Genomic DNA, 23,902 nt, shown 5'->3' with positions numbered 1-23,902 from the left:
GCGGCCTGAGCGAATACCAGCGCCTGTTCACGACGTACGAGCGCTGCCAGGGCGGTTTCGTCTGGGAGTGGATCGACCACGGCATCGCCCGCCACACGGGTGACGGTGAGCCGTGGTTCGCGTACGGTGGTGACTTCGGCGAGGAGCTCCACGACGGCAACTTCGTCTGCGACGGCCTCCTCTTCCCCGACCGCACGCCCTCCCCCGGCCTGATCGAGTACAAGAAGGTCATCGAGCCCGTCCGGATCGAGGACGACGGCAGCTCCGGCGCCGTACGGATCACCAACGGCTACGACTTCGCCGACCTGTCCCATCTCGCCTTCGAGTGGTCCTACGAGGTCGAGGGCCTGTCGGCCGCGGACGGGGACCTGACCGTGCCACCGTTGGGCCCGGGCGAGTCGGCAGAGTTGAAGCTGCCCAGGCCGCCTGCCGAGGAGCGCGCGGGAGAGGCGCTGTGGACCGTACGGGCCGTGCTGGCGGAGGACACCGACTGGGCCGCGGCCGGGCACGAAGTTGCCTGGGCCCAGCTGCCGGTCGTCCCGCACACCGCGCCGCCGCCTGGCGGCCCGTCCGCCGCCCCGCGCCGGGGCGAGGGCAATCTGCTGGTCCTCGGCCCCGGCACGTTCGACACGGTGACCGGCGCCCTCCGCTACCTCAGCGGGTTCGAGGTCGTGGCGCCCCGGCTGGACGTGTGGCGCGCCCCGACGGACAACGACGAGGGAGCGCCGTGGCAGCCGGACCAGCGCTGGGCGACGGTGTGGAGGGCGCTCGGGCTGCACCGGATCCGACAGCGGGTGATGTCCGTGGACACCGAGGCGGCCGGGCTGGTGGTCCGTACCCGGGTGGCCGCGGCCGGTACCGAGCTGGGCCTGGACACCACGTTCCGCTGGACCTCCGACGGGACGGCGCTGCGCCTCGGCGTGTCCGTGGTGCCCGAGGGCCACTGGCCGTGTCCGCTGCCGCGGCTGGGCGTGCGGCTGGGGGTGGGCCCGAGCCTGGGGCTGGCCGAGTGGTACGGCGGCGGCCCCGGAGAGGCGTATCCGGACACGCGTGCGGCCTCGCGGATCGGCCGCTGGCGCCTTCCGGTTGACGCGCTGCAGACCCCGTACGTCCGGCCGCAGGAGAACGGCGCGCGGGCGGACGTACGGTGGGCCGAGCTCCGCCGCGAAGACGGCACCGGGCTGCGGATCGAGGGCTCGCCGGCCTTCTGGTTCACCGCCCGGCGGTGGACGAGCGAGGAGCTGGACGCGGCCGCACACACGACGGATCTGAGGCCGGGTTCCGCGGTGTGGGTGAATCTGGATCACGCACAGCACGGCATCGGCAGCCAGTCGTGCGGGCCCGGGGTACTGCCGGAGCACCGACTCGCCGCGGCGCCTGCTGCGTTCTCGTACGCCTTCTCGGTGGTGTCCCCCTCCACCGGGTCTTAGGAGGTCAGGTCCGGGCGGCCTAGGAGGTCTGCGAGGTGGCGGTGGTGGCTCCGGTGCTGCTCGGCCAGCCGTGTGCCGGGGGCAGGGCCACCGACCGCCACCACGGGTCGATGGTCTGGTCGGCGGCGGGCTCGAACGGCATGCCCGGCCGGGGCACGGCGATCTTCGCCGCGGCCACGTTCGCCGCCGCCACCGTCCGCTCGGCGGGCTCGGCCCACGGGTGGGGAGCGAGGTTGAACGTCCCCCAGTGGATGGGCAACAGGGTCCCGTACGGCGTCCCCCCGGACAGATCGGCGTGGGCGAGCAGCCCTTCCTCCGGAGTCATATGGATCTCCGGCCAGAACTCGCTGTAGGCACCGATCTGGATCATGGTTGCGTCGAACGGCCCGTGCTCCTCTCCGATCTTCGCGAAGCCGGGGAAGTAGCCGGTGTCGCCGCTGTGGAAGATCCGGTGCTCGGGTCCGGCCACCACCCAGGATGCCCAGAGGGTGCGCTGGCCGCCACGCAGCCCGCGCCCGCAGAAGTGCCGGGCCGGGGTCGCGGTCAGCGTCAGCCCGCCGACCCGCGTCGACTCGTGCCAGTCGAGCTCGCTGATCCGCTTCGGGTCCACGCCCCAGAGCTCGAGGTCGGCGCCGACGCCGAGAGGCACGGCGAACCGCGTCCCCGTACGGGCGAGTGCGCGGATCGACGGCATGTCGAGGTGGTCGTAGTGATCGTGGGAGATCACGACCACGTCCACCGGGGCCAGCTCGGCCAGCGGTACGGGCGCGGGGTGCAGCCGCCGCGGCCCGGCGAAGGCGAAGGGCGAACAGCGCTCGCCCCAGACCGGGTCGAACAGCACCCGGTGCCCGTCGATCTCGGCCAACACGCTGGAGTGCCCCATCCAGGTCAACCGCAGCCCGGACGCAGGCGGCTCGCCCCAGTCGGCGACGCTGGGCCGGTGCACCGGTACGGGCCTGACCGGCGCCCGGCGGACGCGGTCGGCACGGCTCAGCAGAGTACGCAGTATGGGCAGGGTGGCGCCGGGGACCATGGTGCGCGTGGGAACGGGGTTGCGGAACTCCCCGTCCGCGTAGTTGGGCGAACGCCGGATGCGCTCCAGCCGCTCTCCGGCCGGGTCCGCGCCGAAGGAGTCGGGGCGCAGCGGGGCGAGTGGGGAGCGTCGCGGGCTGGATCCGGTCACGGCACCTCCAGAGCGATGACGGCGTGGAGCACCGCCCCGCGGGGGAACGGGCTCCGGTCGCTCCATTATGTGCGCCGCGCTATGACCTCGCCGGTCGTCGACGGCATCCGCCCTGGTCACGGCGTGGAGCACGGCAACCACCGAGATCATCGTCGAGATCGGAGAGTGGCACTCGCCGAGCCACCACGGTCTGCGGGGCCGTCTCGATCCGACGCCCGGGCTCGCGCTGCGCCTCGGCGGGGGCGCGCGAACCCGGGTCCACGGTGACGCATCGTTGACGCGGCCCTCGGCGGCCCCCTGACGCCTCCCTGGCGGAGACGGCGGAGAGCCGCCGGCCTTGGGTTGGTCGGGTCAGCGCGGCAGCCGCCGGCCTTCGTCGGTGACCCGGACGAATGGCTCACGCACCTCGGTGGCCGTCAGCGAGCGGTACGCGCCGGGGCGACGGAAGGCGTTCCCCCAGGTCTCCCTGCGCCGGTAGGCACGCAGGGCGTCCAGATCGAAGACCGCCGTGTGCACGCCCTCGCTCTCGCCCGCTGCCACCAACAACATGTCGCGGGAGTCGCCCTCGGCGAACGCGATGCCGTCGAAGGCGATGGAGTGCCCCATGCCGGGCCCGGCGTAGTTGGCCAACGCCACACCGGTCATGTTCTCGAAGGCACGGGCCCGGAACTGGGCGAGCCGGTTGATCTCCAGCTCACAGGCGTTCGGGGTGAGGATGACCTCCGCTCCGCCCAGCATCAGCGCACGAGCGCTCTCCGGGAACTCCCGGTCGTAGCAGATCATCGCGCCGACCTCGACCGCACCGGCCGCGGTGTCCAGCGTGCACACCTCGAAGGATTCGCCGGGGGTCAGGGCGGCCTCGGGGAGACCGAAGGCGCAGGGGTGCACCTTGGCCTGGGTCAGGGCGATCCTGCCCTGGCGGTCGATGACCGAGACGGTGTTGCGGGGCGGCCCGTCCCACGCCTCGAGGTAGGTGAGGGCGATCGCCATATCCAACTCCGCCGCCAGCCGGCGGAAGTGAATGACGAAGGGCGAGTCCGAGGTGATCGCCCGGCCGCGCCAGACGGTCCGGCCGTCCGGCAGCACGAGGGGGCGGGCACCGTGCCACAGGTCCGGATGCCGGTGAACGTCTGCCTCGTCCAACTCGGGCGGGACGCAGGAGCTGTAGCCGTTGCTCCACATCTCGGGAAAGAGGGCGAGGTCCGCGCCCATGGCCTGGGCGCGGCGACAAGCGGCTTCACCCCGCACCAGGTTGGTCTGAAGGTCGTGCCCGGGTGGATCGAGCTGCAGCAGGGCGATGGTCAACGTGCTCACGATGAGAACTCCTCCGGCGGCTGATGAGGCGTCATACGGATGGGCGCGCGGAGGAGTCGGTGGCGGACCCCGGGTTCGGTTCGGGGCGCGGTTCGGGCGTCAAAGCATGCGGCCACGCTACAAGAGCCGCTTGCATCTCTGTGAAGGATCGAGCGGTCCCGGATGTGACATCGGCCGGGCAAGACCCACGCGCCGGTCGGCGGCGCGGTGCGTCCCCCCGGCTCTCAGCGGCTCGCGACCAGCTCGGAGCGGTCCAGGCCCAGCTCGCGCGCGAGGGCGTCGTCCACCCACTCTTCCATCTGGCGGCGGCTGAGGGCGCCCGGGAAGGCGGTCCGCTGGACTGCGAGACCGTCCATGAGCGCGGTGATCCGCCAGGCCGCGGCCTGCGGGTCGGGACAGGCGTACTCGCCCGCCTCCGCTCCTTCGGCGATCACTGCGGCCAGCATCGACTTCCACTGCCGGTCGAGGTCCAGGGTCAGTTCGCGCAGCACCGGTTCGCGCAGCGCGGCGGCCCAGCCCTCGATCCACAGTTTCCAGCCTTTGGCCTGGCCGGTCGGCGCGTACCAGCGCACCGCCGCGCGCAGCCTGCGCAGTGCGCTGCCGCCGCGACCCACCAGTGCCCGCAGCCGCGCGAGGTCGGATTCGGCTGCGTGGGCGAAGGCCCCGGCGACGAGCTTCTCCTTCGTCGAGAAGTGGTAGAGCACGAGAGCGTTGCTCACGCCGAGCGCGTTCGCCACGTCGGCGATCCGCAGCGCGGCGACCCCGCGCTCCTCGATCTGTTCGACGGCAGCGCGCAGCAGCTCCTCACGCCGTTCCTCTACGCTCAATCGGACTCTCGCCACGGCGTCACCCTACACAGGGCGGCCGGTCGGTCTCGGAGGGTGTTCGCACAGCAGGGCTCCGCCGCCTTGCGCAGTCGCGCCACGAGCCCTCGCCTCCCCCTCCTCGCCCGGAGGTGCGCGGGTCCGACGCCGAGGTAGGGGCGTACGCGGTGTGGCTGGGGCGATCCGGCCTGCCGGGGCTAGCCGGCGTCGAGGAGCCGCTCACGAAGGCGTTCGCGCTGCTCGGGACCGATGTCGAGGCCATGCGTGACATAGTCGTCGACCGTTCCCCAGGTCTCCTCGATGGTGCGGAAGGCCTCCGCCAGGTACTCCGGACGGGCGTCGAACAGCGGGCTGAGCAGCTCCTGCACCTCTGCGGACATCGCGGGGTCCGAGGGGTCGCTCCGCCGGAGCCGGTAGCGCCGGTGGGCGGCGTTACTGGCCAGGTAGTCGGCCTCGATGGCGTCCCGCTCCACCCCCAGCGCGAGCAGGGTCACGGCCACGGACAGCCCGGCGCGGTCCTTGCCGGCCGCGCAGTGCATGAGCGCCGGGATGCTGTCGTCGGCGAGCGCGCGCAGCACCCGCCCGTGCTCGGCGGTGCGGGTCCTGATGATGCTGCGGTAGGTGGCGGTCATCCGGTCCGCCCCCTGGCCGTCGGCGAGGGCCGCGCGCAGCTGCCTGACGTGGCCGTCGCGCACCATCTTCCAGAACTCCGCGCCGTGCGCCGGGTCGGTGAGCGGGATGTTCACATGCCGTACGCCGGGCAGGGCGACGTCCGGGCCCTCGAGGGCCACGTCTGCGGAGTTGCGGAAGTCGAAGATGGTGTGGAGGTCGAGCGAGGCGAGGATCGCGGCGTCCTCCCGGGTCGCGCTCGCGAGGTGACCGCTCCGGTACAGGACGCCGTGCCGTACGCGCCGTCCGTCGGAGGTCGGCAGTCCACCGACGTCGCGGAAGTTGCGAACGCCCGACAGTTCGGGCTCGATCGGCGAGGTCTGCGGGACCTGCGGCGTTTGTGTCACGGCGGCTCCTCGGCATCGGCTGTCGGCCCGAATTGCCGACGTAGTGATATATCGACGATACGGCAAGAGTTGACGGCGCAATCATCCGCGGTCGAGGGCGCACGGGAGCTGTCCGGGCGTCCCCGAATGTGACCCGGTGGTTTAAATCACCCCCCGTCAACCCCTGGTTACGGTGGCGTAAGTCACTAGGCGAGGTGAATCATGTGCTGACGTGGCAGACGATTCGACATCCATCACCAGGGGCGCCATCGGGTCGTACACAGCGGTGGGGGACAGCTTCACCGAGGGTGTCGGCGACCCGGGGCCCGACGGCGCGTTCGTCGGCTGGGCCGACCGGCTCGCCGTTCTCCTCTCCGACCAACGACCCCAACACGACTTCCGCTATGCCAATCTCGCCGTCCGCGGCCGGCTGCTCGACCGTATCGTCTCCGAACAGGTGCCGCGCGCCAAAGAACTCGGCCCCGACCTCGTGAGCTTCTGTGCAGGCGGCAACGACATCCTCAGGCCCGGCAGCGACCCGGACGACGTCGCCGAGCGCTTCGAGGCCGCGGTCGCCGACCTGACGCGCTCGATCGGCATCGTCATGGTGACCACCGGATTCGACACCCGCGGCGTGCCGGTGCTGCGCCATCTCCGCGGGAAGATCGCCACCTACACCGCGCATGTGCGGGCCATCGCCGACCGGTACGGCTGCCCGGTGCTCGATCTGTGGTCCCTCCGCTCCGTCCAGGACCGGCGCGCCTGGGACGCCGACCGGCTGCATCTGTCGCCCGACGGACACACCCGGGTCGCCCTGCGGGCCGCCCAGGTCCTCGGACTGCCCGTGCCGGCCGACCCCGACCAGCCCTGGCCGCCGGAGCCGGAGCGCCCGGCCGCCGAGGTGCGCCGGGACAACATCCAGTGGGCGCGCGAACATCTGGTGCCGTGGATCGGACGCCGGCTGCGCGGCGAGTCGTCCGGGGATCACGTCGAGCCCAAGCGACCGAACATGCTGCCCCTCTGACGGGCGCACGGACGCATGCCGTCTGACGGACGCCATCAGCCTGCCCCCGCCGAGGGCTCCCGCCCGGCGGGGACAGGCTGAACCTTCAACTCCGCCCAGACGACGTGCCCCCGGCCGTTTCCGTTCGGACTGACCCCCCACGTCTCCGACAGCGCGTCCACCAGCAGCAGCCCGCGTCCACCTTCGCCGTCGAGGTCGCCGGAGCCCGGGTGTGGCTCTGTCGCCGCACACCCTTCGTCGGCGACCTCGAGGCGCAACCGGCCCCCCACGAGCCGGAGTTCGCACGCGATCTCCTCGCTGTCGGTGTGGCGTACGGCGTTGGTGAAAAGCTCCGAGACCACCAGTTCGGCGCTGTCGCAGCCTTCCCCGCCTACCCTCCACTCGCCCAGGCGCGCCAGGACGAGCCGTCGCGCCGCCGCGACGGAGCCGCGCAGCGCAGGCAGCCGGAAGGCGTCCCGCCGACAGCCGACGGCGACACCTCCACCGTCCGCTAATCGAAGCGCGTCATGGAAGGAAGCCACTCGGCAACTATGCGCACGACGGCTGACGTATGGCAAGGTTCAATCTGCAAATTGCAGAACTCGTAAGCACAGTCTGTCCGCTCTGTTGATGGCATGTCACACTGCCGTTGCCCAGGGCTCGTTGGAGGGGGAGAGCGATAGTGGCGGATACGCGGTCCGGCGGCGGCGCCCCGACGGTCCTGCGCGTGGTGCTGGGCAAGCGTCTGCACGACCTCCGGGAGAATGCGGGGCTGTCGTTCGAGGATGCAGCACGGGCCCTCGACGTCACCCATGCCACCATCCGCCGGATGGAGAAGGCCGAGGTCGGCCTGAAGCTCCCGTACGTCGAGAAGCTGCTGCGGACCTACGGCGTCACGGACGCGGCCGAGATCGAGGACTTCGTCTCGCTGGCCCGCGAGGCCAATCGCCGCGGCTGGTGGCACCGCTTCCGGGACGTCCTGCCCGAGTGGTTCAGCGCCTTCGTCAGCCTGGAGGGCTCGGCCAATCTGATCCGGGCCTACGAACCGCACTACGTGCCCGGTCTGCTGCAGACCGAGCAGTACACGCAGGCCGTGCTGCGCGCCGGGATGCCCCATGCCCCGGACAGCGAGATCGAACGCCTCGTCGCCGTGCGCACCGAGCGCCAGGCCGTACTCGTCAAGCCCGACGCACCACTGCTCTGGGTGGTCATCGACGAGACGGTCCTGCGCCGGCCCATCGGCGGTCCGAACGTCATGCGCCAGCAGGTGGACTGGCTGATCGAGGCCACAGCGATGCCGAACGTCCGGCTCCAGGTCATGCCCTTCGCCTACGGCCCGCACCCGGCCATGTACGGGCCCTTCCACATCTTCCGGTTCCCCATCGAGGAACTGCCGGACATCGCCTATACGGAGAGCCTCGTGGGCGGGGTCTATCTCGACCAGCGCGACGACGTCTCGGCGTTTCTGGAGGCCCTGGACCGAATGTGCGCGCAAGCTGCGCCGGCAGACACCACCGAGAGCTATCTGGGTGGCATTCGCAAGGAGCTCTGAACCATGGGTCGCATTTACAACGGTATGCCGGCCAAGGATCTCGGTACCGAGGGCTGGCGCAAGCCGTGGAGCGGCGGCAACGGGGGAAGCTGCCTCGAAGCGATGAAGCTGAGCGACGGCCGGGTGGCGCTGCGCCAGTCCACCGACCCCGATGGACCCGCCCTGATATACACCCCCTACGAGATCGAGACGTTCATCCGGGGTGCGAAGGCCGGCGCGGCCGACTTCCTGCTGCCCGACCAGCCGGAGAGCCGAGCGTGATGCGCCCGGCCGGGCCGGGACGTCAGCGGACGGCGACCGCCTGCTTGACGAGCGTACGGCCGAAGTCCCAGATCAGACCGCCACCGCTGTGGGCGTCGTCCATGACGTCGGTGAAGGCGCCGACGAAGCGGTCCACCTCCCGCTCGCCGATGATCAGCGGTGGGATCAGCTTGATGACCTCGAGGTGGTCCCCCGACACCTGGGTGAGGATCCGGTGCCGCTGCAGCAGCGGCACCACCACCATCTGCGCGAACAGACCCTTCCGGGCGGCCTGGAGCATGGTCCAGCGGCTGCGCAGCCCCAGCGACTTCGGCTTGCCGAACTCGATGCCGATCATCAGGCCACGGCCCCGTACGTCGTGCAGCAGCTCGTAGCGGTCCACGAGCGCGGCGAGGCGGGTGCGCAGCAGGTCTCCCGTGAGCCGGGCGTTGGCCACGATCTGCTCGTTCTCCATCACGGCGAGGGTGGCGAGACCGGCCGCCATGGCCTGGGCGTTGGAGCCGAAGCTCGCCGAGTGCACCAGCACCCGGTCCATGGAGGAGTGGACGCGCCGGAAGACCCAGTCCTTCCCGAGGGTCGCCCCGACCGGCACATATCCCCCGGACAGTGCCTTGGCCACACAGACGAGGTCCGGCTGGACGCCCTCCTCGTGCTGGTAGGCGAAGAAGTCACCGGTACGGCCGAGGCCGGTCTGCACCTCGTCGACGATCAGCAGCGCCTTGTACCGGTGCAGCAGCTGCTGGGCGGCGAGGAGGAAACCGGGCGGCGTCGCGTGCACCCCTTTTCCCTGGATCGGCTCCACGATGAGTGCCGCTACGTCACCGCGCTGCAACTCGCTTTCCAGTGCGGCCAGATCGCCCAGTCCGATGGCGGTGTCGGGCAGCAGCGGGTCGAACCCGGCACGGAAGCAGTCCTCGCCGTTGACGGACAGCGAGCCGGTGGTCAGTCCGTGAAACGCATGGGCGCAGTAGAGGACGCGCGGCTTCCGCGTGGCGTACCGCGCAAACTTGAGTGCGGTCTCCACCGCCTCGGCGCCGCTGTTCCCGAAGAACACCCGGTCCAGGTGCGGAGCGTGACCCAGCAGCCGCTCGGCGAGGAGTCCGGGCAGCGGCGAGCAGTCGAAGCGCACGAGGTCCGGCAGTGCGGCGTCGAGAACGTCGTGCAGCGCCTTCCGTACGACCGAGTGGTGCCGGCCCAGCCCCATCACGCCGAAGCCCGCCAGCATGTCGAGATAGTCCTGGCCCTCCGTATCCCAGAAGTACGCGCCCTCGGCCCGCTCGTAGAACTTGTCGAAGCCGATGGTGTGCAGCATGCGCGGCATCTGGTGATTGAGATACCGGGCATGCAGCTCATAGCGTTCCGCACCGCGCTCGGCCAGCAGCGTCCCGAGGTCGAAGCCCTTCGCGCCGGGCGCGTCGGACTCCGCGGAGCCGCGGGACGGCGCCCCGGACGCGGCGGCGTCTGAGGGAGCCCCCGGATAACCGGGCTCGGCGGCTGGCCGGGACTCTGTCGGCCGAGCGGACTCAGCGGACGTCATACGCCGTTCTCCTCTGTACGAGAGAGGCCTCCCCGCCGGTGAGGGAGGCGCTGATCCGGCCGGCGATCTCGGCCGCGGTGAGTCCGATGTCGGCCAGGACCTCCCCCCGCTTGGCGTGGGCGAGGAACTGCTCCGGGATGCCGAAGGTGCGGACCGGCAGATCCACGCCGGCGTCGCGGAGCGCCTGGGAGACGGCCGTGCCGACGCCGCCGGCCCGGCTGTTGTCCTCGACGACGGCCACGAGGCGGTGGCGGCCGGCGAGTTCGGGGAGCACGGGGTCCACGGGCTTCACCCACCGGGGGTCGACGACCGTGCAGCCGGTGCCGCGGGCTGCCAGCAGCTCGGCCGCGGGGAGGCAGATCGGGGCGAGCGCGCCCACGGAGATCAGCAGCACGTCGGAGTCCGCACCGTCACCGGTCCGGTGGAGCACATCCATGCCGCCGATCCGCCCCACGGCCGGAACCGGCTCGCCGACGTCACTCTTGGGGTAACGGACGACGGTCGGGGCGTCGTCGACGTCGACGGCCTCGCGCAGCTGGGCGCGGAGCTGGTCGGCGTCGCGCGGCGCGGCGATCCGCAGGCCGGGCACGACCTGGAGGATGGACATGTCCCACATGCCGTTGTGCGAGGCGCCGTCGGTGCCGGTGACCCCGGCGCGGTCCAGGACGAAGGTCACCCCGCACCCGTGCAGGGCCACGTCCATCAGCACCTGGTCGAACGCACGGTTGAGGAAGGTGGCGTAGACGGCGAAGACCGGGTGCAGACCGCCGGTGGCCAGCCCCGCGGCCGACACGGCGCCGTGCTGCTCGGCGATGCCCACGTCCCACACCCGGTCGGGATACGCGGCGGCGAACTTCGTCAGGCCCACGGGGTGCAGCATCGCCGCGGTGATCGCCACGACATCGGGGCGCTCGGCCCCGATACGCAGCAGCTCGTCCCCGAAGACTGCAGTCCACGACGCGCCGCCGGGAGCGGCCAGTGGCTCGCAGGTGAGCGGGTCCATGGCCGCGACCGTGTGGAAACGGTCGGCTTCGTCCTGGACCGCGGGCTGGTAGCCGCGGCCCTTCTCGGTGAGGCAGTGCACGATGACCGGGCCGCTGAAGCGCTTGGCCCGACGAAGGGCGGACTCGACGGCGGCGACGTCGTGGCCGTCGATGGGGCCGACGTACTTCAGCCCCAGATCCTCGAACATGCCCTGCGGCGCGATGAAGTCCTTCAGCCCCTTCTTGGCGCCGTGCAGGGACCCGTACAACGGCTGTCCGACGACAGGCGTGTGCTGCAGCACCTCCTTGCCCCAGGCGAGGAAGCGCTCGTAACCGTCGGTGGTACGCAAGGTGGCCAGGTGGTTCGCCAGCCCGCCGATAGTGGGGGCGTAGGAGCGCTCGTTGTCGTTGACCACGATCACCAGCGGCCGGTCCTTCGCGGCGGCGATGTTGTTCAACGCCTCCCAGGCCATACCCCCGGTCAACGCACCGTCACCGATGACCGCGACCACATGGTCGTCCTTCTTCAACACCTGATTGGCCTTGGCCAGACCGTCGGCCCAACCCAGCACCGTCGAGGCATGACTGTTCTCGATCACATCGTGCTCGGACTCGGCCCGCGACGGATAGCCCGACAGACCTCCCTTGGCACGGAGCTTGGAGAAGTCCTGACGACCGGTGAGCAGCTTGTGGACATAACTCTGATGGCCGGTGTCGAAGAGAATCCGGTCGGCCGGCGAGTCGAAGACACGGTGCAGCGCGATGGTCAGCTCGACAACGCCCAGATTCGGCCCGAGATGACCGCCGGTCCTGGACACGGCGCGGATCAGGAACTGGCGGATGTCCTCGGCCAGTTCGTCGAGGAGCTCTTCGGGCAGCGCTTTCAGATCGCGCGGCCCCCGGATGTTCTCCAGCAATGACACGTCGGGCCCCCTCTGTGTTGTCCGCCCATCACCTGCGCGTTCCGGTGACGGTGTCGCGTGCTGCCCGTAGAGACTCCTTCAGGGAGCTCATGGTGGCGAGCACTGCCGTCGGCTCGTAACCACAGTGCGCCATGCAGTTCGCACACCGCGGGTCCTTGCCGCGGCCGTACGCCTCCCAGTCGGTCTCCTCGATGAGCTGCCGGTAGGTGGGCACATACCCGTCCGCCATCAGATAACAGGGGCGCTGCCAGCCGAAGAGCGAGTAATTCGGGATCGCCCAGGCGGTGCACGGGAAGTCCGCCCTGCCCTCCAGGAAGTCGAGGAACAGCGGGCTGTGATTGAGCCGCCAGCGGCGCCGGTTACCGCTCGCGAAGGACTTCTTGAAAAGCTCTCTGGTCTGCTCCACACCCAGGAAGTGCTCCTGGTCGGGCGCCTTCTCGTAGGCATAGGCGGGCGAGATCATCATCTGGTCGACGCGCAGGTCGTCGTTGAGGTAGTTGAGCACCTCGACGACCGTCTGCGGGGTATCGGTATTGAAGAAGGTCGAATTGGTGGTGACCCGGAATCCGCGCCGCTTGGCCTCCCTGATCGCCGCCACCGCCTCGTCGAAGACGCCCTCCTTGGCCACGGACTCGTCATGGCGCTCGCGCAGGCCGTCGATGTGCACCGCGAAGGCGAAGTACGGGGACGGCCTGAATTCGCCGATCTTCTTGCGCAGCAGCAGGGCATTGGTGCACAGGAAGACGTACTTCCGACGGGCCACCAGCTGGCGTGCGATCTCGCCGATCTGGGGGTGCATCAGGGGCTCGCCGCCCGCGATGGAGACCATGGGTGCGCCGGACTCCAGCACGGCGCCGACCGCCTGGGCGACCGGCATGCGCTGTTTGAGCACCCCGGCCGGGTGCTGGATCTTTCCGCAGCCCTCGCACTTCAGATTGCAGGCGTAGAGCGGCTCGAGCTCGACGATCAGCGGGAATTTCTCTCGCCGCCGGAGTTTCTGTTCGAGGAGATACGTTCCGACCCGGATGGTCTGACGGAGCGGCATGGCCATCTAACTCACCTCCTGGGGAGCAGCAGAGAACGGTGCCATTCGAAGAAAGCCGGCAGGACAGCGCGCAGTACACGGAAAGCTGATATTCCACCGCGCAGCGTCCCGATGCGGACGAGCTCATGCTCAGGAGCGTCCACGACCACCCGTACGGCCGCAACCGGGCGTGGTCGGGCCGTCCTCCGGGCCCCGTTCAGCGGAATGTCCATGGCGGTGCGCAGCGTCACGGCGGACTCCATGTCGACCGCGATGGCGCCGGTGGCTCGGAGCGCGGCCCGCTCCCCGCCCCGTACGACGTGGTCGGAGCCGGTGAGCGGGCCGGTGTGGATGGTGGTGGTGCGGATGGTCCACGCGGGCCGGTCGCCGCGCAGCAGCCGGGCGAGCGCCGTGGCCAGCACGTCCGTACCGGTGCAGGCGGTGTGACCGCCGGGGTCGCGTGTCTCGTCGGCGACGACCAGGTCCCCGGGGTGCATCCCGGGACGGAGTCCCGCGCAGAAGCCGGTGGCGATGACGGCGGCGTCCTGGGCCGCCGGGTCGTCCCGCAGCGCACGGGTGATGGCCCGGCCCGCGGCCTGGGGCCCCATCCCGGTACGCAGCACGGTGACGGTCCCGGGGGCACCGCTGTGGTCGCCGCTGCGCAGGGCGAGCCGTTCGATGCCGAGCCCACAGGCGATCAGCAGCGGTGCCGCTCCGGGGGCCTGGGCCATCAGGCCCCCTGCGGATCGATGGGCAAGGCCGGCTCGCCGTGCAGAAAGCGGCCGAGTGCGGTGAGCGGGAAGACCTGCCGGTAGAGGTGGTAATTGATGGAGAAGTCCCAGGGAAAGCCGGTGCCGGTGAAGTACGGCTCGTCCCAGGTGCCGTCCGCCCGCTGGGTTTCGGCGAGCCAGCTGATCCCGCGCGTCACGGCCTCGCCGTCCCGCTCCCCCGCCGCCAGCAGGGCGAGCAGCGCCCACCCAGTCTGCGAGGCCGTCGACGCACCGCGGCCGGCCCACTGCGGGTCGCGGTAGGACCGCTGATCCTCACCCCAACCGCCGTCGTCATTCTGGACGTTCTCCAGCCAGGCGACGGCGTGGCGGATCGCGGGGTGCGAGGCGGGCACGCCGGCGGCGGTGAGCGCCGGGACCACCGAGCCGGTGCCGTAGACGTAGTTGGTGCCCCATCGGCCGAACCAGGATCCGTTGGGCTCCTGTTCGGCGAGGAGCCAGGCGATGGCGCGGCGCGTTCGCGGGTCGTGCGCCCTGCCGTCGGCCGCGAGCATCTCCACGACGTGTGCGGTGACATCGGCGGAGGGCGGGTCGATGACCTCGCCGAAGTCGCAGAACGGCAGCCGGTTGGGCAGAGGGCTGGTGTTGTCGACGTCGAAGGCGCCCCATGCCCCGTTCTTCGACTGCATGCCGAGGTTCCACTGGACGGCGCGCCGGACGGCGGAGTCGACCCTGGCCGGGTCGGGGTGGCGTAGCCGGTGGAGCGCGAGGACGACCTCGGCGGTGTCGTCGGTGTCGGGGTAGGTGTCGTTGTGGAACTCGAACGCCCAGCCGCCCGGGGAGAGTCGGGGCCTGCGTACGGACCAGTCGCCGCGCCGTACGACCTGCTCGCCGAGCATCCAGTCCGCGGCCTTGACGAGCGCGGGGTGGTCCGCGGGCAGGCCCGCGTCGGCCAGCGCGATGGTGGCCAGGCAGGTGTCCCAGATCGGTGACTGGCAGGCCTCGATCATGCGGCTGCCGTCTTCGCGCCAGACGGCGAATCGGTCGAGTGAGGCGAGGCCCGCGCGGAGCACGGGGTGCTGGAGGTCGTAGCCGAGCAGATGCAGGGCGATGATCGAGTAGACGGCGGGCGGCTGGATGCCGCCCCAGCAGCCGTCGCTCTCCTGCCGCTCGACGATCCAGCGGGCGCAGCTCCTCAGCGCGGTACGGCGCAGCGGACGCACGGGCGCTTTGTGGTAGGCGTGCAGAGCCCGGTCGAGCCGCTGGAAGAAGCCGTCCCAGCTGGTGGCGGGGGCCTTGGGGCGGGGCGGATTGGGTAGGGCCGGGTTCGTGTGGAGTTCGTCGAGGGGGAAGGGCGCAGGGCGTACGGGCCGCTTGGCGGAGACGACGGTGAGCGGCACGATGGTCTGCCGCGCCCAGCAGCCGAAGGCGTAGATGTTGAGCGGAAACCATGTCGGCAGGTAGATCAGCTCGGGCGGCAGCTCGGGGAGGTCGTCCCACTTCCACCAGCCGAAGAGCGCGAGCCAGATGCGGGTGAAGACGCGCGCTGCGGCGATGCCGCCGTTCTCACGTACCCAGGCGGAGGCGGCGGCCATATGGGGCGCGTCGGGTGCGTCTCCCGCGAGGCGCAGGGCGACGTACGCCTCGACGGTGGCGGAGAGTTCGCCGGGGCCTTGGTGGAAGGTGGCCCACGGGCCGTCCGCGCGCTGCTGGGAGCGGATGAAGCGGGCGGCGGCCTCGGTGGTCCTCTCGTCCCGGATGCCGAGGAACTGACGGAGCAGCAGGTCCTCGGCGTCCATGGTGACGTTGGTCTCGAGGTCGCCCTTCCACCAGCCGTCGGCGTCCTGGCGGTCGAGCAGGTTCCGGACGGCGCGGTCTGCCGCACGCTCGGCGGCGGCCCGGATGTCCGGTGGGCCGGCGGGCTCGCGGACCGGTGCGGGCGGTTCGGTGGTCGAGGGTGCCCGGGGTGGTAGGGCACCCGAACTTCCGTCGGTCGTCGCTGTCATGGCTTCCCCTTCGTGCAGTGAGTCCTGCTGTGCTGGTGGGGGCACTTCCCTGGCTTCTCCCCGGGTACTTAAGTCCGGGAGCTGCACCAGGGTGGCCCCACCTGGCCGAAGGCCTTGGGGACTGCCGTCGGCCGGCGCCCGGGATCCCCGTGGCGAAGGAGGCGGGCGACCGGCCGGCGACGGCGAGCTATATGCGCCGGTGGGGTGTCATCTCTGGCGTACGACCACGAAGTCGGCGACCGCGATCAGCTGCTCCCGGACGCGTCCGGGGATCTCCACCCGGTCGAGCGCCTCCATGGCGGTGGCGTGCTGGCGCCGGGCCTCGTGGGAGGTCCAGTCGCGTCCGCCGGCCTCCTCGATGAGCGCCGCCCGGGTGGCGAAGGCGTGCTCGTCGAAGGTGGAGAGGTCGTGGCTCTTGGCGTCCGCGGCGAGGAGTTCGGCGAGTCGCTCCGACGCCGAGCCGCCCGCGGCGAGGGCGGCCACGACCGGCAGGGACTTCTTGCGCTGCCGCAGGTCGCTCCAGGTCTGCTTGCCGGTGGCCTCCGGGTCTCCCCAGATGCCGAGCAGGTCGTCGACGGCCTGGAAGGCGAGGCCGAGGTGGTAGCCGTACGCCTCGAGGGCGTCGGCCAGCCGATCGTCGGCGCCGCCGAGCACCGCGCCGATGGAGCAGGCGCAGGCGATCAGGGCACCGGTCTTGTTGCCCTCCATCTCCAGGCACTCCTCGACGGTGACCCGCTCGCGGTGCTCGTAGGAGATGTCCTGGGCCTGGCCGTCGATGAGTTTGCGGCTGGCCGTGGTCAACCGCCGGGTCGCGCGGCCCGCGTCGACGGTGCCGAGTTCGAGCAGGATCTCGTTGGCGAGGGCGAAGAGGGCGTCGCCGACGAGGATGGCCTGGGCGGGGCCGTGCACCTTCCAGACGGTGTCGCGGTGGCGGCGCTGCTCGTCTCCGTCCATCAGGTCGTCGTGCAGCAGCGAGAAGTTGTGCACCAGCTCTACTGCGACCGCGCCTGGGATGCCGACCTCGGGCGGTGCGCCGGCGGCCTCCGCGGACAGCAGGGCGAGCGCGGGACGTACGGCCTTGCCGCCGCCTGCGGCGGAGGGCCGGCCCTCCGCGTCGATCCAGCCAAAGTGGTAGGCGGCGACGGTGTCCATCGGCTGCGCAAGCCGGTCCACGGCGGCACGGAGCACCGGCGTGGCAAGGGTCCGTCCGCGCTCCAGCAGCGCGGCGACGCCTGCATGGTCGATGGCCGGGTTCGCCGAGTTGTCCGAAGACACGGTCTCTCCTCTGTGTCCTGTAGTGCGTGGGGTACGGGGCTGTGCCCCGGTCCCCTGTGTCAGCGCAGTCATGCCGCCTCCTGCTGGGGGTCCCCCCGCCGGAAGGCGGGAGGAGGGTCGCGGTGCGGGCGGCCGAGCTCGGCGAGTGCCGCGCCCGCGGCGGTGATCCCGCTGCGGACGGCGCCCTCCATGGTCGCGGGCCAGCCTGTGTCGGTCCACGCGCCGGCCAGGTAGAGGCCGGGTGCGCGGGTACGAGCCCCTGGGCGGAGCCGTCCGACGCCCGGTGCCGGGGCGAACGTCGCCGTGCGCTCCCGGGTGACGAAGAAGTCTCTCACCTGCGCGCCCCGGGCGGCGGGCAGGAGTCGCTCGAGTTCGGGAAGATAGCGCTGGCGCAGCGTGGACAGGGGCGCGTCGATCTCGTTGTGCGCCGCGGACTGGGAGAGGGCCAGGTACTGGCCGCCGCCGCTGAGGCCGGAGGGGGCCGTACGGTCGAAAACCCATTGGACGGGGGTGCCCAGCGCCGCGAAGAACGGGCGGCGCAGCACGTGACGGTCGTAGACGACATGGACGTTGAGGATGGGCGCCGTGCCGATGTCCAGGAGCCGGCCGGGATCTTCGAGGGCGCCGGCGGGAAGCAGCGCATGGGTCTCGCGCTGGGGTACGGCGAGGACAACGGTGCCCGCGTCCAGCGATTCGGTGGCGTGGGTGCCACGCGTGACGCGAACCCGCCAGCCTCCGTCGGCCGTCCGGTCCACGGACCGGACGCGGGCCCGCACCAGCGTCCGTACGCCGGCCTGGTCCAGGGCGGCCCGGACGCGCGTGTCGTGGAGGTCGCCGAGCGGCACGTGCGACCAGCCGATGTCGGCGGCGCCGGGCTCGGAGAGCAGCCCGGTCCTGAAGACCATCGCGGCGAGCCCCAGGGAGGCCTGTCCTGCACGGGCGTTGAGGGTGGCGACGCCGACGAGGTCCCAGAGGGCTTCGACCGCGCGCGGGGACTGGCCCTGCCGGTGCAGCCAGGTGGCGAAGTCGGTGCCGTCCAGGGCCGGATCGGCCGGGTCCAGGCCCTTGAGGGCCAGTGCCGCGCGGGCCGCCTTGGCGCGCTCGGCGAGGGAGAGGTGGGGGTAGCGGGCGAGGCTGCCGGCGAGGTGCAGGGGTACGGGCAGGGCGCTGCGGCGGAGGTGGCCGAGCCGGCGGCCCTTCCGGGAGCCGACGTCGAGGACGGGCACGTCCAGCCGCTCCTGCAGGGGCGCCAGGGGGCCGGCACCGATGCGGTCGAGGAACCAGCGGTAGGCGGCGCAGCAGCGCAGATAGACGTGCTGGCCGTTGTCGACGGTGAGCTCCCCGGCCGGTCCCCGGCGGCGGAAGGAGAAGGCGAGGCCGCCCAGTCGGGGGCGGCCCTCGAGCAGGGTCACGCCGAGGCCGGCGTCCGCGAGGGTGAGCGCGGCGGTGATTCCGGCGATTCCGCCACCGATGACCACGGCCGCCCCTGGGGAGCGGCCGTCCGCTACTGCGGACCCGTGGCCCGCGGGCCGCACGCCGTCCCCACGGATCATGGGCCCTCCCCCGCGCCGGTGTGGGTCGGCGTGACCGCGCGGCTGCGTCGCATGAGCAGTCGCATGAGCATCAGACCCGCCTCCGGAGCGTCCGCCGGGAGACGTGCCGGGCGTCCAGGCCCGACAGGCCGCGCACCGCGACGTACGCCTTCTCGCCCCCGGGGAGGGAGACGCGGCCGCGCAGCACGGCTTCGGGATCCCTGGAGATGCGCTCCAGAAGCCGCCGGTAGATGCCGGCCATGGCGGCGACGCAGGCCCCGCTGCGCCGGTCGAGCAGCGGCAGCAGCCGGAAGCCCGAGGCGAACAGAGCGCGGGCGCGCCGGACTTCGAACTGGACGAGCCCGGTGAAGTCGGAGCCTTGGGGCGGCCGGGCGCCGCGGAAGCCTGCGGAACAGCCGAACTTGGCGAGGTCGTCGGCGGGGAGGTACGTGCGACCGCCCTGGGCGTCCTCCCGGATGTCCCGGAGGATGTTGGTGAGTTGGAGGGCGAGGCCGAGCGTATCGGCGTACTCGGGGGCGCGCTCCACCTCCTGCACGCCGGCGCCGGGGACGTTCACCGTGCCGAACACGCCCAGCGACAGGCGGCCGATCGTGCCTGCGACGCACCGGCAGTACATCTTGAGGTCGTCCCAGGTCTCGTACGTCTCGCCACGCACGTCCATCAGCACGCCGTCGATGAGTTCGTCGAGGGCTGCGAGCGGAATCGGGAAGCGCTGTGCGGCGTGCGTGAGCGCGACGGCGACGGGGTCGGTGTCATCGGGGTCGATCGACGCGGTGCGGATGCGGGTGAGCAGGGCACGGGTCTGGTCGAGCCGGGCACGCTTGGCCTCGGCGGCCAGGTCCCCGTCGCCGATGTCGTCGATGCGGCGCGCGAAGGCGTACAGCGCCGACATGGCGTGCCGCTTCTCGGTCGGCAACAGCCGGATGCCGTAGGCGAAGTTGCGGGCCTGCTGTCCGGTCACCGCCTCGCAGTAGCTGTACGCGGCGAGTACCGGCGCGGAGGTGTGTTCGGATCCGTCCACGGTCCGGCTCACCCCTCTCTTCGCAGTGTCGCCCCCACCTCGCGCACGAGGGCGAGCTTGGTGGGCTTGGGCGGTCCGGGGAGTACGTCGTGGTCTGCTGCGGCGATCGCTCTCAGGGCGGCGCGCCCGCCCGCCACGAATCCGGCGAGCAGCAGTCGGAGCCTGCCGTGGACGCTACCCACCAGCGGGGCACCCTCATTCAGCAGCTGATGGGCGCGTTCGACCTCGTACGCAACCAGGGCGCGCACCTGTGCGCCCCCATGGGCGGCGGCGAGATCGGTCTCGTCGACGCCGAACCGCCGCATGTCCTGGGCGGGGAGGTAGATGCGGTCGCGGCCGAGGTCCTCGGCGACGTCCTGGAGGTGCTCGACGATCTGCAGGGCGGTGCAGATGGCGTCGGAGCGGCGCACGCGCTCGGGGGTGGTGGTGCCGGTGATGGCGAGGACGAGCCGGCCGACGGGGTTGGCGGACAGCTCGCAGTAGGCGCGGAGCGCGTCGAAGGTGGCGTACCGGCCTACCCGCTGGTCCTGACGGTTCGCCTCGATCAGACCGAGGAACGGCTCGGGTGTGAGGCGGCAGCGGCGTACGGTCGGCCGGAGGGCGCGCAGCAGCGGGTGGCGGGGGCCCTCCCCCGCGGTGTCGAAGACCCTGCGCAGGTCGGCCTCGAAGACGTCGAGGAGGGCGAGCCGGTCGGCGGCCAGCTCTCGGGGGAGGCCGAGGAGGGCGGCATCGGTACCGCCGGGGGCGAGGTCGCCGTCGCCGATGTCGTCGACGAGGCGGGCGTAGCCGTAGACGGCCATGAGGTCGTGGCGCCAGATCCGGGGCAGAAAGAAAGGAGCCACGGGGAAGTTCTCCCGCGCCGCCTTGTCGAGTACGGCGCGCGTGTGCTCCCGAACTCCCCCGCCGTGCGACGGCGCCGCCGTCCTTCGGGGCATGGCGCCGCGCGCCCGTGACATCTCGGCCGTCACCGCGGCCTGCCCGGCGGAACGCTCTCCTGCCGCTTCCGCTGTGTCGGGAGGGGGACGGCGGACGTGCCTCGGAGCCGGAGATTACGCGTAGCCATGGCCGTCACATCTCCCGTTCTACACTGCCGGGCCAGAACATCCTATTTCGGACACGCCGCCCGCCCTAGGCGGTGAGACCTGCGACGACGGTGGTGAGGGTGCGCTCCACGACGGCGTCACGCTCCTCGGCGGACAGCCGGGCGAGCGGCCCGTCCAGGATGAGCAGGGACAGGCCGTGCACCGCCGACCAGGCGGCCACTTCGGCCGCAGGGCGGTTCTCCGGTCGTATCCGCCCCGCTGCCTCGAGCCCGTCCAGGGTCTCGGTGAGCAGGCGGAACGCACTGAACTCCGGGCCGTCGGCGGGCGCCGTGAGACCGGTGAAACCCCGGTCATCCCCCTCCACCGGATCGGTGCGGCAGAAGGCGACCCGGTAGAGCCCGGGGTTGTCGACGGCGAACCGGACGTACCCCAGCCCGATCGCCGCGGTGCGCCGTGCGGCCTCGTCCCCCGGATCCTCCGGCCCGTCGGGGCGCGGCAGGTCGTGCACGGCCGCGGCCATGGAAGCGGCGAGCGCCTGCTGGCCGCGGACCTTGACCTCGTACAGCAGGTCCCCGTGACCGGTGAAGTGCCGGTAGGCGGCAGTGGGCGACACCCCGACCCGGCGCGCCGCCTCGCGCAGCACGACACGCTCGGGGCCGCCGTCGGTCGCCAGCCCGACCGCGGCTTCGATCAGCGCGTTGCGAAGGTCGCCGTGGTGGTAGCGGGACTTGCCGCTCTTGATCGAACCCATGACCCCATCCTGCCCGATGTTGACAGCATTAACATTCTCTGCAACCTTCCATGTTAACGCTATAAACATTCGGGAGGAATCCATGTTCGACCGGATCGCGGAGCTGGCCCTGCGGCGGGCCCGGCTCGTACTGGCTCTCGGCCTCATCGCGCTCATCGCCATGGCGGCCCTCGGCTTCGGTGCCTTCGGCAAGCTGCTCGGCGGCGGCTTCGAGGATCCCGGGGCCCCGTCCAGCCGGGCCGAGAAGCTGATCGACAAGAGATTCGGCGGCGAGACCAATCTGGTGCTGCTGGTCCGGCCGGACGAGGGCGGCCTCGACTCACCCGCCGCCGAGCGCGCCGGCCGCACCCTCACTGCGGACCTCAAGGAGGAGCCGACCGTCTCGAACGTGATCTCGTACTGGGACGGCGGCGCCGCCACCCTCAGATCCGAGGCCGGCGACGCGGCCCTGGTGCTGGCTCACGTCAAGGGCGATGACACCGAGCGGGCGGACCACGCCGAGGGCCTCATCGACGAATACACCGGCGAGCGGAGCGGCCTCACCGTGCGGGCGGGCGGCTCGGCCGCGGTCTCGGACGAGATCCCGGCCCAGGTGGCCAAGGACCTCGCGGTGGCCGAGGCGATCGCCGTGCCGTTGATACTCGTACTGCTCGCCCTCGCTTTCGGCAGCATCATCGCCGCTCTGCTGCCCCTGGTCATCGGGCTGATCGCGATCGTCGGCACGTTCGCCGAGCTCTCCGTGCTCGGCGGCCTCACCAGCGTCTCGGTGTTCTCGATCAACCTCACGACGGCGCTCGGCCTGGGCCTCGGCATCGATTACGCCCTGCTGCTCGTCAGCCGGTTCCGCGAGCACCTCGCGGAGGGCGCCGACGTCCCCGACGCCCTGCGGCACACCGTACGGACGGCCGGGCGGACGATCACCTTCTCGGCGGCCACAGTCGCTGCCGCACTCGCCGCGCTGCTGGTCTTTCCGCAGTTCTTCCTGCGCTCCTTCGCCTACGCCGGCATCGGCGTGGTCGCCGTCGCCGCCGGGAGCGCCCTGCTCGTCGTCCCGGCCCTGCTCGCCCTGCTCGGCCACCGGGTCAACCGGGGCCGCCTCCCCTGGGCGAAGACCGTGCGCAGCGCCGAGGCGCCGCTGTGGGGACGGCTCGCCCGCACCGTGATGCGCAGGCCGGCCCTGACCGCCCTGCCGGTGCTCGCCGTGTTGCTGCTGGCCGCGAGCCCGCTGCTCGGGGTCGGCTTCGGCACCCCGGACGAACGCGTGCTGCCGGAAAGCGCGCAGAGCCGCCAGGTCGCCGCCGCCGTGCAGCAGGACTTCGCGGGCAGCGACGAGTCGGCGCTGCAGATCGTCACGACCGGCCCGGTCGGCCGGGCCGAACTGGGCTCGTACGCGACCGAGCTCTCGCAGCTGGACGGCGTCATACGCGTCGAGGCGGGCACCGGCACGTACACCGAAGGGCGGCAGATCCCGCCGGGGCCCGCGAACGCCGCGCTCAGCCGGCCCGATGCCCAGCGCGTCAGCGTCGTCACCGACCTCGTCCCGAAGTCCGAACAGGCCGAGGACCTGGTGCAGAGCGTCCGGGCCGTGGCGGCCCCGGCGGGCACCGAGGCGCTGGTCGGCGGCACCGACGCACGGCTGGTCGACGCCAAGGACTCGATCGCCGACCGGCTCCCCGCCGCCATCGCACTGGTCGCGGGCACCACGTTCGTGCTGCTGTTCCTGTTCACGGGCAGCGTGGTGCAGCCGCTGCGCGCGCTGCTGCTCAACGCGATCAGTCTCACGGCTGCCATCGGCGTGATGGTGTGGATCTTCCAGGACGGGCATCTGTCGTCGCTGCTCGGCTTCACACCGCAGCCGATGGACACCTCGATGACCGTGCTGCTGTTCTGCATCGCCTTCGGCCTGTCGATGGACTACGAGGTCTTCGTGACCAGCCGGATCAAGGAGCTGCATGACGCGGGAGCCGACAACGGGAGAGCGGTCGCCGACGGGCTGGCGCACACCGGGCGGATCGTCAGCATGGCGGCCGGGCTGCTGGCGGTGAGCTTCTTCGCCTTCGGCGCCGCCGAGGTCAGCTTCATCCAGATGTTCGGCCTCGGCAGCGGGCTGGCGATCCTCATCGACGCGGTCGCGGTGCGCGGAATCCTCGTCCCGGCGGCCATGCGGCTGCTCGGCAGAGCGGCCTGGTACGCGCCGAAGGCGCTGCACCGGCTGCACACCCGGGTGGGGCTCACCGAGGGGACGGCTCCGGAGCCGGTTCGGGAGAAGGCGGGGGTCTGACGGACAACCGGGTCGTACATGAGGAGGCCCCGCCGGACCGGCGGGGCCTCCTCATGCTGGCGAGGGACCCGGACTACCTGCCGGTCTCCTTCTCGTAGGCCTTGATGACCTCGTCGGTGGGCCCGTCCATGACGAGCTCGCCCTTCTCCAGCCACAGCACCCGGTCACAGGTGTCCCGGATCGACTTGTTGTTGTGACTGACCAAGACCACCGTC

20 protein-coding genes and 1 pseudogene are annotated in these 23,902 nt (G+C 71.5%); 5 read left to right on the top strand and 16 right to left on the bottom strand.

What is annotated here, in order from left to right; all coding sequences use genetic code 11:
* A partial coding sequence (locus tag ACTWQI_RS29190; protein ID WP_443275013.1) for a beta-galactosidase domain 4-containing protein occupies nt 1-1,430 on the top strand: 1,430 nt, incomplete at its 5' end.
* Nucleotides 1,431-1,449: 19 nt separating this feature from the next.
* Here the strand turns inward: ACTWQI_RS29190 and ACTWQI_RS29185 are convergent.
* From ACTWQI_RS29185 to ACTWQI_RS29170, 4 genes are all read right to left on the bottom strand, one after another.
* A complete protein-coding gene (locus ACTWQI_RS29185; RefSeq protein ID WP_443275011.1) occupies nt 1,450-2,613 on the bottom strand; it encodes an MBL fold metallo-hydrolase in 1,164 nt (387 codons plus the stop codon).
* A 351-nt stretch (nt 2,614-2,964) separates the two neighbouring features.
* Complete coding sequence (locus tag ACTWQI_RS29180) at nt 2,965-3,927, bottom strand: carbon-nitrogen hydrolase family protein (RefSeq protein WP_443275009.1); 963 nt, start codon at nt 3,925-3,927, stop codon at nt 2,965-2,967.
* Between the two features lie 224 nt (nt 3,928-4,151).
* Nucleotides 4,152-4,769, bottom strand: a complete 618-nt coding sequence (locus tag ACTWQI_RS29175) for a TetR/AcrR family transcriptional regulator (RefSeq protein WP_443275008.1) — start codon at nt 4,767-4,769, stop codon at nt 4,152-4,154.
* Between the two features lie 179 nt (nt 4,770-4,948).
* On the bottom strand, nt 4,949-5,767 hold the full coding sequence (locus ACTWQI_RS29170; RefSeq protein WP_443275007.1) for a tyrosine-protein phosphatase: 819 nt from the start codon (nt 5,765-5,767) through the stop codon (nt 4,949-4,951).
* A 211-nt stretch (nt 5,768-5,978) separates the two neighbouring features.
* On the opposite strand from ACTWQI_RS29170, the gene ACTWQI_RS29165 reads away from it, so the two are divergent.
* Nucleotides 5,979-6,770: an SGNH/GDSL hydrolase family protein gene (locus ACTWQI_RS29165; protein WP_443275005.1), complete on the top strand. Its 792-nt coding sequence runs from the start codon at nt 5,979-5,981 to the stop codon at nt 6,768-6,770.
* Between the two features lie 35 nt (nt 6,771-6,805).
* Here the strand turns inward: ACTWQI_RS29165 and ACTWQI_RS29160 are convergent, their stop codons facing one another.
* Nucleotides 6,806-7,291: an ATP-binding protein gene (locus ACTWQI_RS29160; RefSeq protein WP_443275004.1), complete on the bottom strand. Its 486-nt coding sequence runs from the start codon at nt 7,289-7,291 to the stop codon at nt 6,806-6,808.
* A gap of 140 nt (nt 7,292-7,431) precedes the next feature.
* Between ACTWQI_RS29160 and ACTWQI_RS29155 the strand changes: the two genes are divergently transcribed.
* Nucleotides 7,432-8,301, top strand: coding sequence for a helix-turn-helix domain-containing protein (locus tag ACTWQI_RS29155; RefSeq protein WP_443275003.1), 870 nt, complete (start codon nt 7,432-7,434; stop codon nt 8,299-8,301).
* A gap of 3 nt (nt 8,302-8,304) precedes the next feature.
* Nucleotides 8,305-8,562, top strand: coding sequence for a DUF397 domain-containing protein (locus tag ACTWQI_RS29150; protein ID WP_443275001.1), 258 nt, complete (start codon nt 8,305-8,307; stop codon nt 8,560-8,562).
* Nucleotides 8,563-8,584: 22 nt separating this feature from the next.
* Here the strand turns inward: ACTWQI_RS29150 and ACTWQI_RS29145 are convergent, their stop codons facing one another.
* The 10 genes from ACTWQI_RS29145 to ACTWQI_RS29100 form a co-directional block, all read right to left on the bottom strand.
* Nucleotides 8,585-10,099: an aspartate aminotransferase family protein gene (locus tag ACTWQI_RS29145; RefSeq protein ID WP_443275000.1), complete on the bottom strand. Its 1,515-nt coding sequence runs from the start codon at nt 10,097-10,099 to the stop codon at nt 8,585-8,587.
* Nucleotides 10,086-12,005 carry a 1-deoxy-D-xylulose-5-phosphate synthase gene (gene dxs, locus ACTWQI_RS29140; protein WP_443274998.1) on the bottom strand — a complete coding sequence of 640 codons (1,920 nt, stop codon included), beginning with the start codon at nt 12,003-12,005 and terminating at the stop codon, nt 10,086-10,088. Before dxs ends, ACTWQI_RS29145 begins: the two co-directional genes overlap by 14 nt.
* A gap of 28 nt (nt 12,006-12,033) precedes the next feature.
* Nucleotides 12,034-13,056 carry an adenosyl-hopene transferase HpnH gene (gene hpnH / locus ACTWQI_RS29135; RefSeq protein WP_443274996.1) on the bottom strand — a complete coding sequence of 341 codons (1,023 nt, stop codon included), beginning with the start codon at nt 13,054-13,056 and terminating at the stop codon, nt 12,034-12,036.
* A 5-nt stretch (nt 13,057-13,061) separates the two neighbouring features.
* A complete protein-coding gene (locus ACTWQI_RS29130; RefSeq protein ID WP_443274994.1) occupies nt 13,062-13,760 on the bottom strand; it encodes a phosphorylase family protein in 699 nt (232 codons plus the stop codon).
* The gene (gene shc, locus ACTWQI_RS29125; protein ID WP_443274992.1) at nt 13,760-15,763 is read right to left on the bottom strand and encodes a squalene--hopene cyclase; all 2,004 of its coding nucleotides are present in this window, start codon (nt 15,761-15,763) and stop codon (nt 13,760-13,762) included. The genes ACTWQI_RS29130 and shc overlap by 1 nt, the downstream gene beginning before the upstream one ends.
* 207 nt (nt 15,764-15,970) lie before the next feature.
* Nucleotides 15,971-17,110 carry a polyprenyl synthetase family protein gene (locus ACTWQI_RS29120; RefSeq protein WP_443274991.1) on the bottom strand — a complete coding sequence of 380 codons (1,140 nt, stop codon included), beginning with the start codon at nt 17,108-17,110 and terminating at the stop codon, nt 15,971-15,973.
* Nucleotides 17,107-18,591 carry a hydroxysqualene dehydroxylase HpnE gene (hpnE, locus tag ACTWQI_RS29115; protein ID WP_443274989.1) on the bottom strand — a complete coding sequence of 495 codons (1,485 nt, stop codon included), beginning with the start codon at nt 18,589-18,591 and terminating at the stop codon, nt 17,107-17,109. The genes ACTWQI_RS29120 and hpnE overlap by 4 nt, the downstream gene beginning before the upstream one ends.
* A gap of 70 nt (nt 18,592-18,661) precedes the next feature.
* A complete protein-coding gene (gene hpnD, locus ACTWQI_RS29110) occupies nt 18,662-19,624 on the bottom strand; it encodes a presqualene diphosphate synthase HpnD (RefSeq protein ID WP_443274987.1) in 963 nt (320 codons plus the stop codon).
* Entirely contained in the window at nt 19,621-20,547 is a 927-nt protein-coding gene (hpnC, locus tag ACTWQI_RS29105) for a squalene synthase HpnC (protein ID WP_443274985.1), read from the bottom strand. Before hpnC ends, hpnD begins: the two co-directional genes overlap by 4 nt.
* Before the next feature lie 193 nt (nt 20,548-20,740).
* Nucleotides 20,741-21,406, bottom strand: coding sequence for a TetR/AcrR family transcriptional regulator (locus ACTWQI_RS29100; RefSeq protein ID WP_443274983.1), 666 nt, complete (start codon nt 21,404-21,406; stop codon nt 20,741-20,743).
* 82 nt (nt 21,407-21,488) lie between these two features.
* Here ACTWQI_RS29100 and ACTWQI_RS29095 point away from each other — a divergent pair, with 82 nt between their 5' ends.
* Nucleotides 21,489-23,687, top strand: coding sequence for an MMPL family transporter (locus tag ACTWQI_RS29095; protein WP_443274981.1), 2,199 nt, complete (start codon nt 21,489-21,491; stop codon nt 23,685-23,687).
* 73 nt (nt 23,688-23,760) lie between these two features.
* Here the strand turns inward: ACTWQI_RS29095 and ACTWQI_RS29090 are convergent.
* Nucleotides 23,761-23,902 (bottom strand): annotated as a pseudogene (locus ACTWQI_RS29090) (ABC transporter ATP-binding protein); the annotation flags it as partial.

The organism is Streptomyces sp. KR80 (assembly GCF_052245555.1).
Taxonomy (GTDB): Bacteria; Actinomycetota; Actinomycetes; order Streptomycetales; family Streptomycetaceae; genus Streptomyces.
Note: the sequence above shows the minus strand (reverse complement) of the source record. Positions and strands in the feature narration are given on the sequence as shown.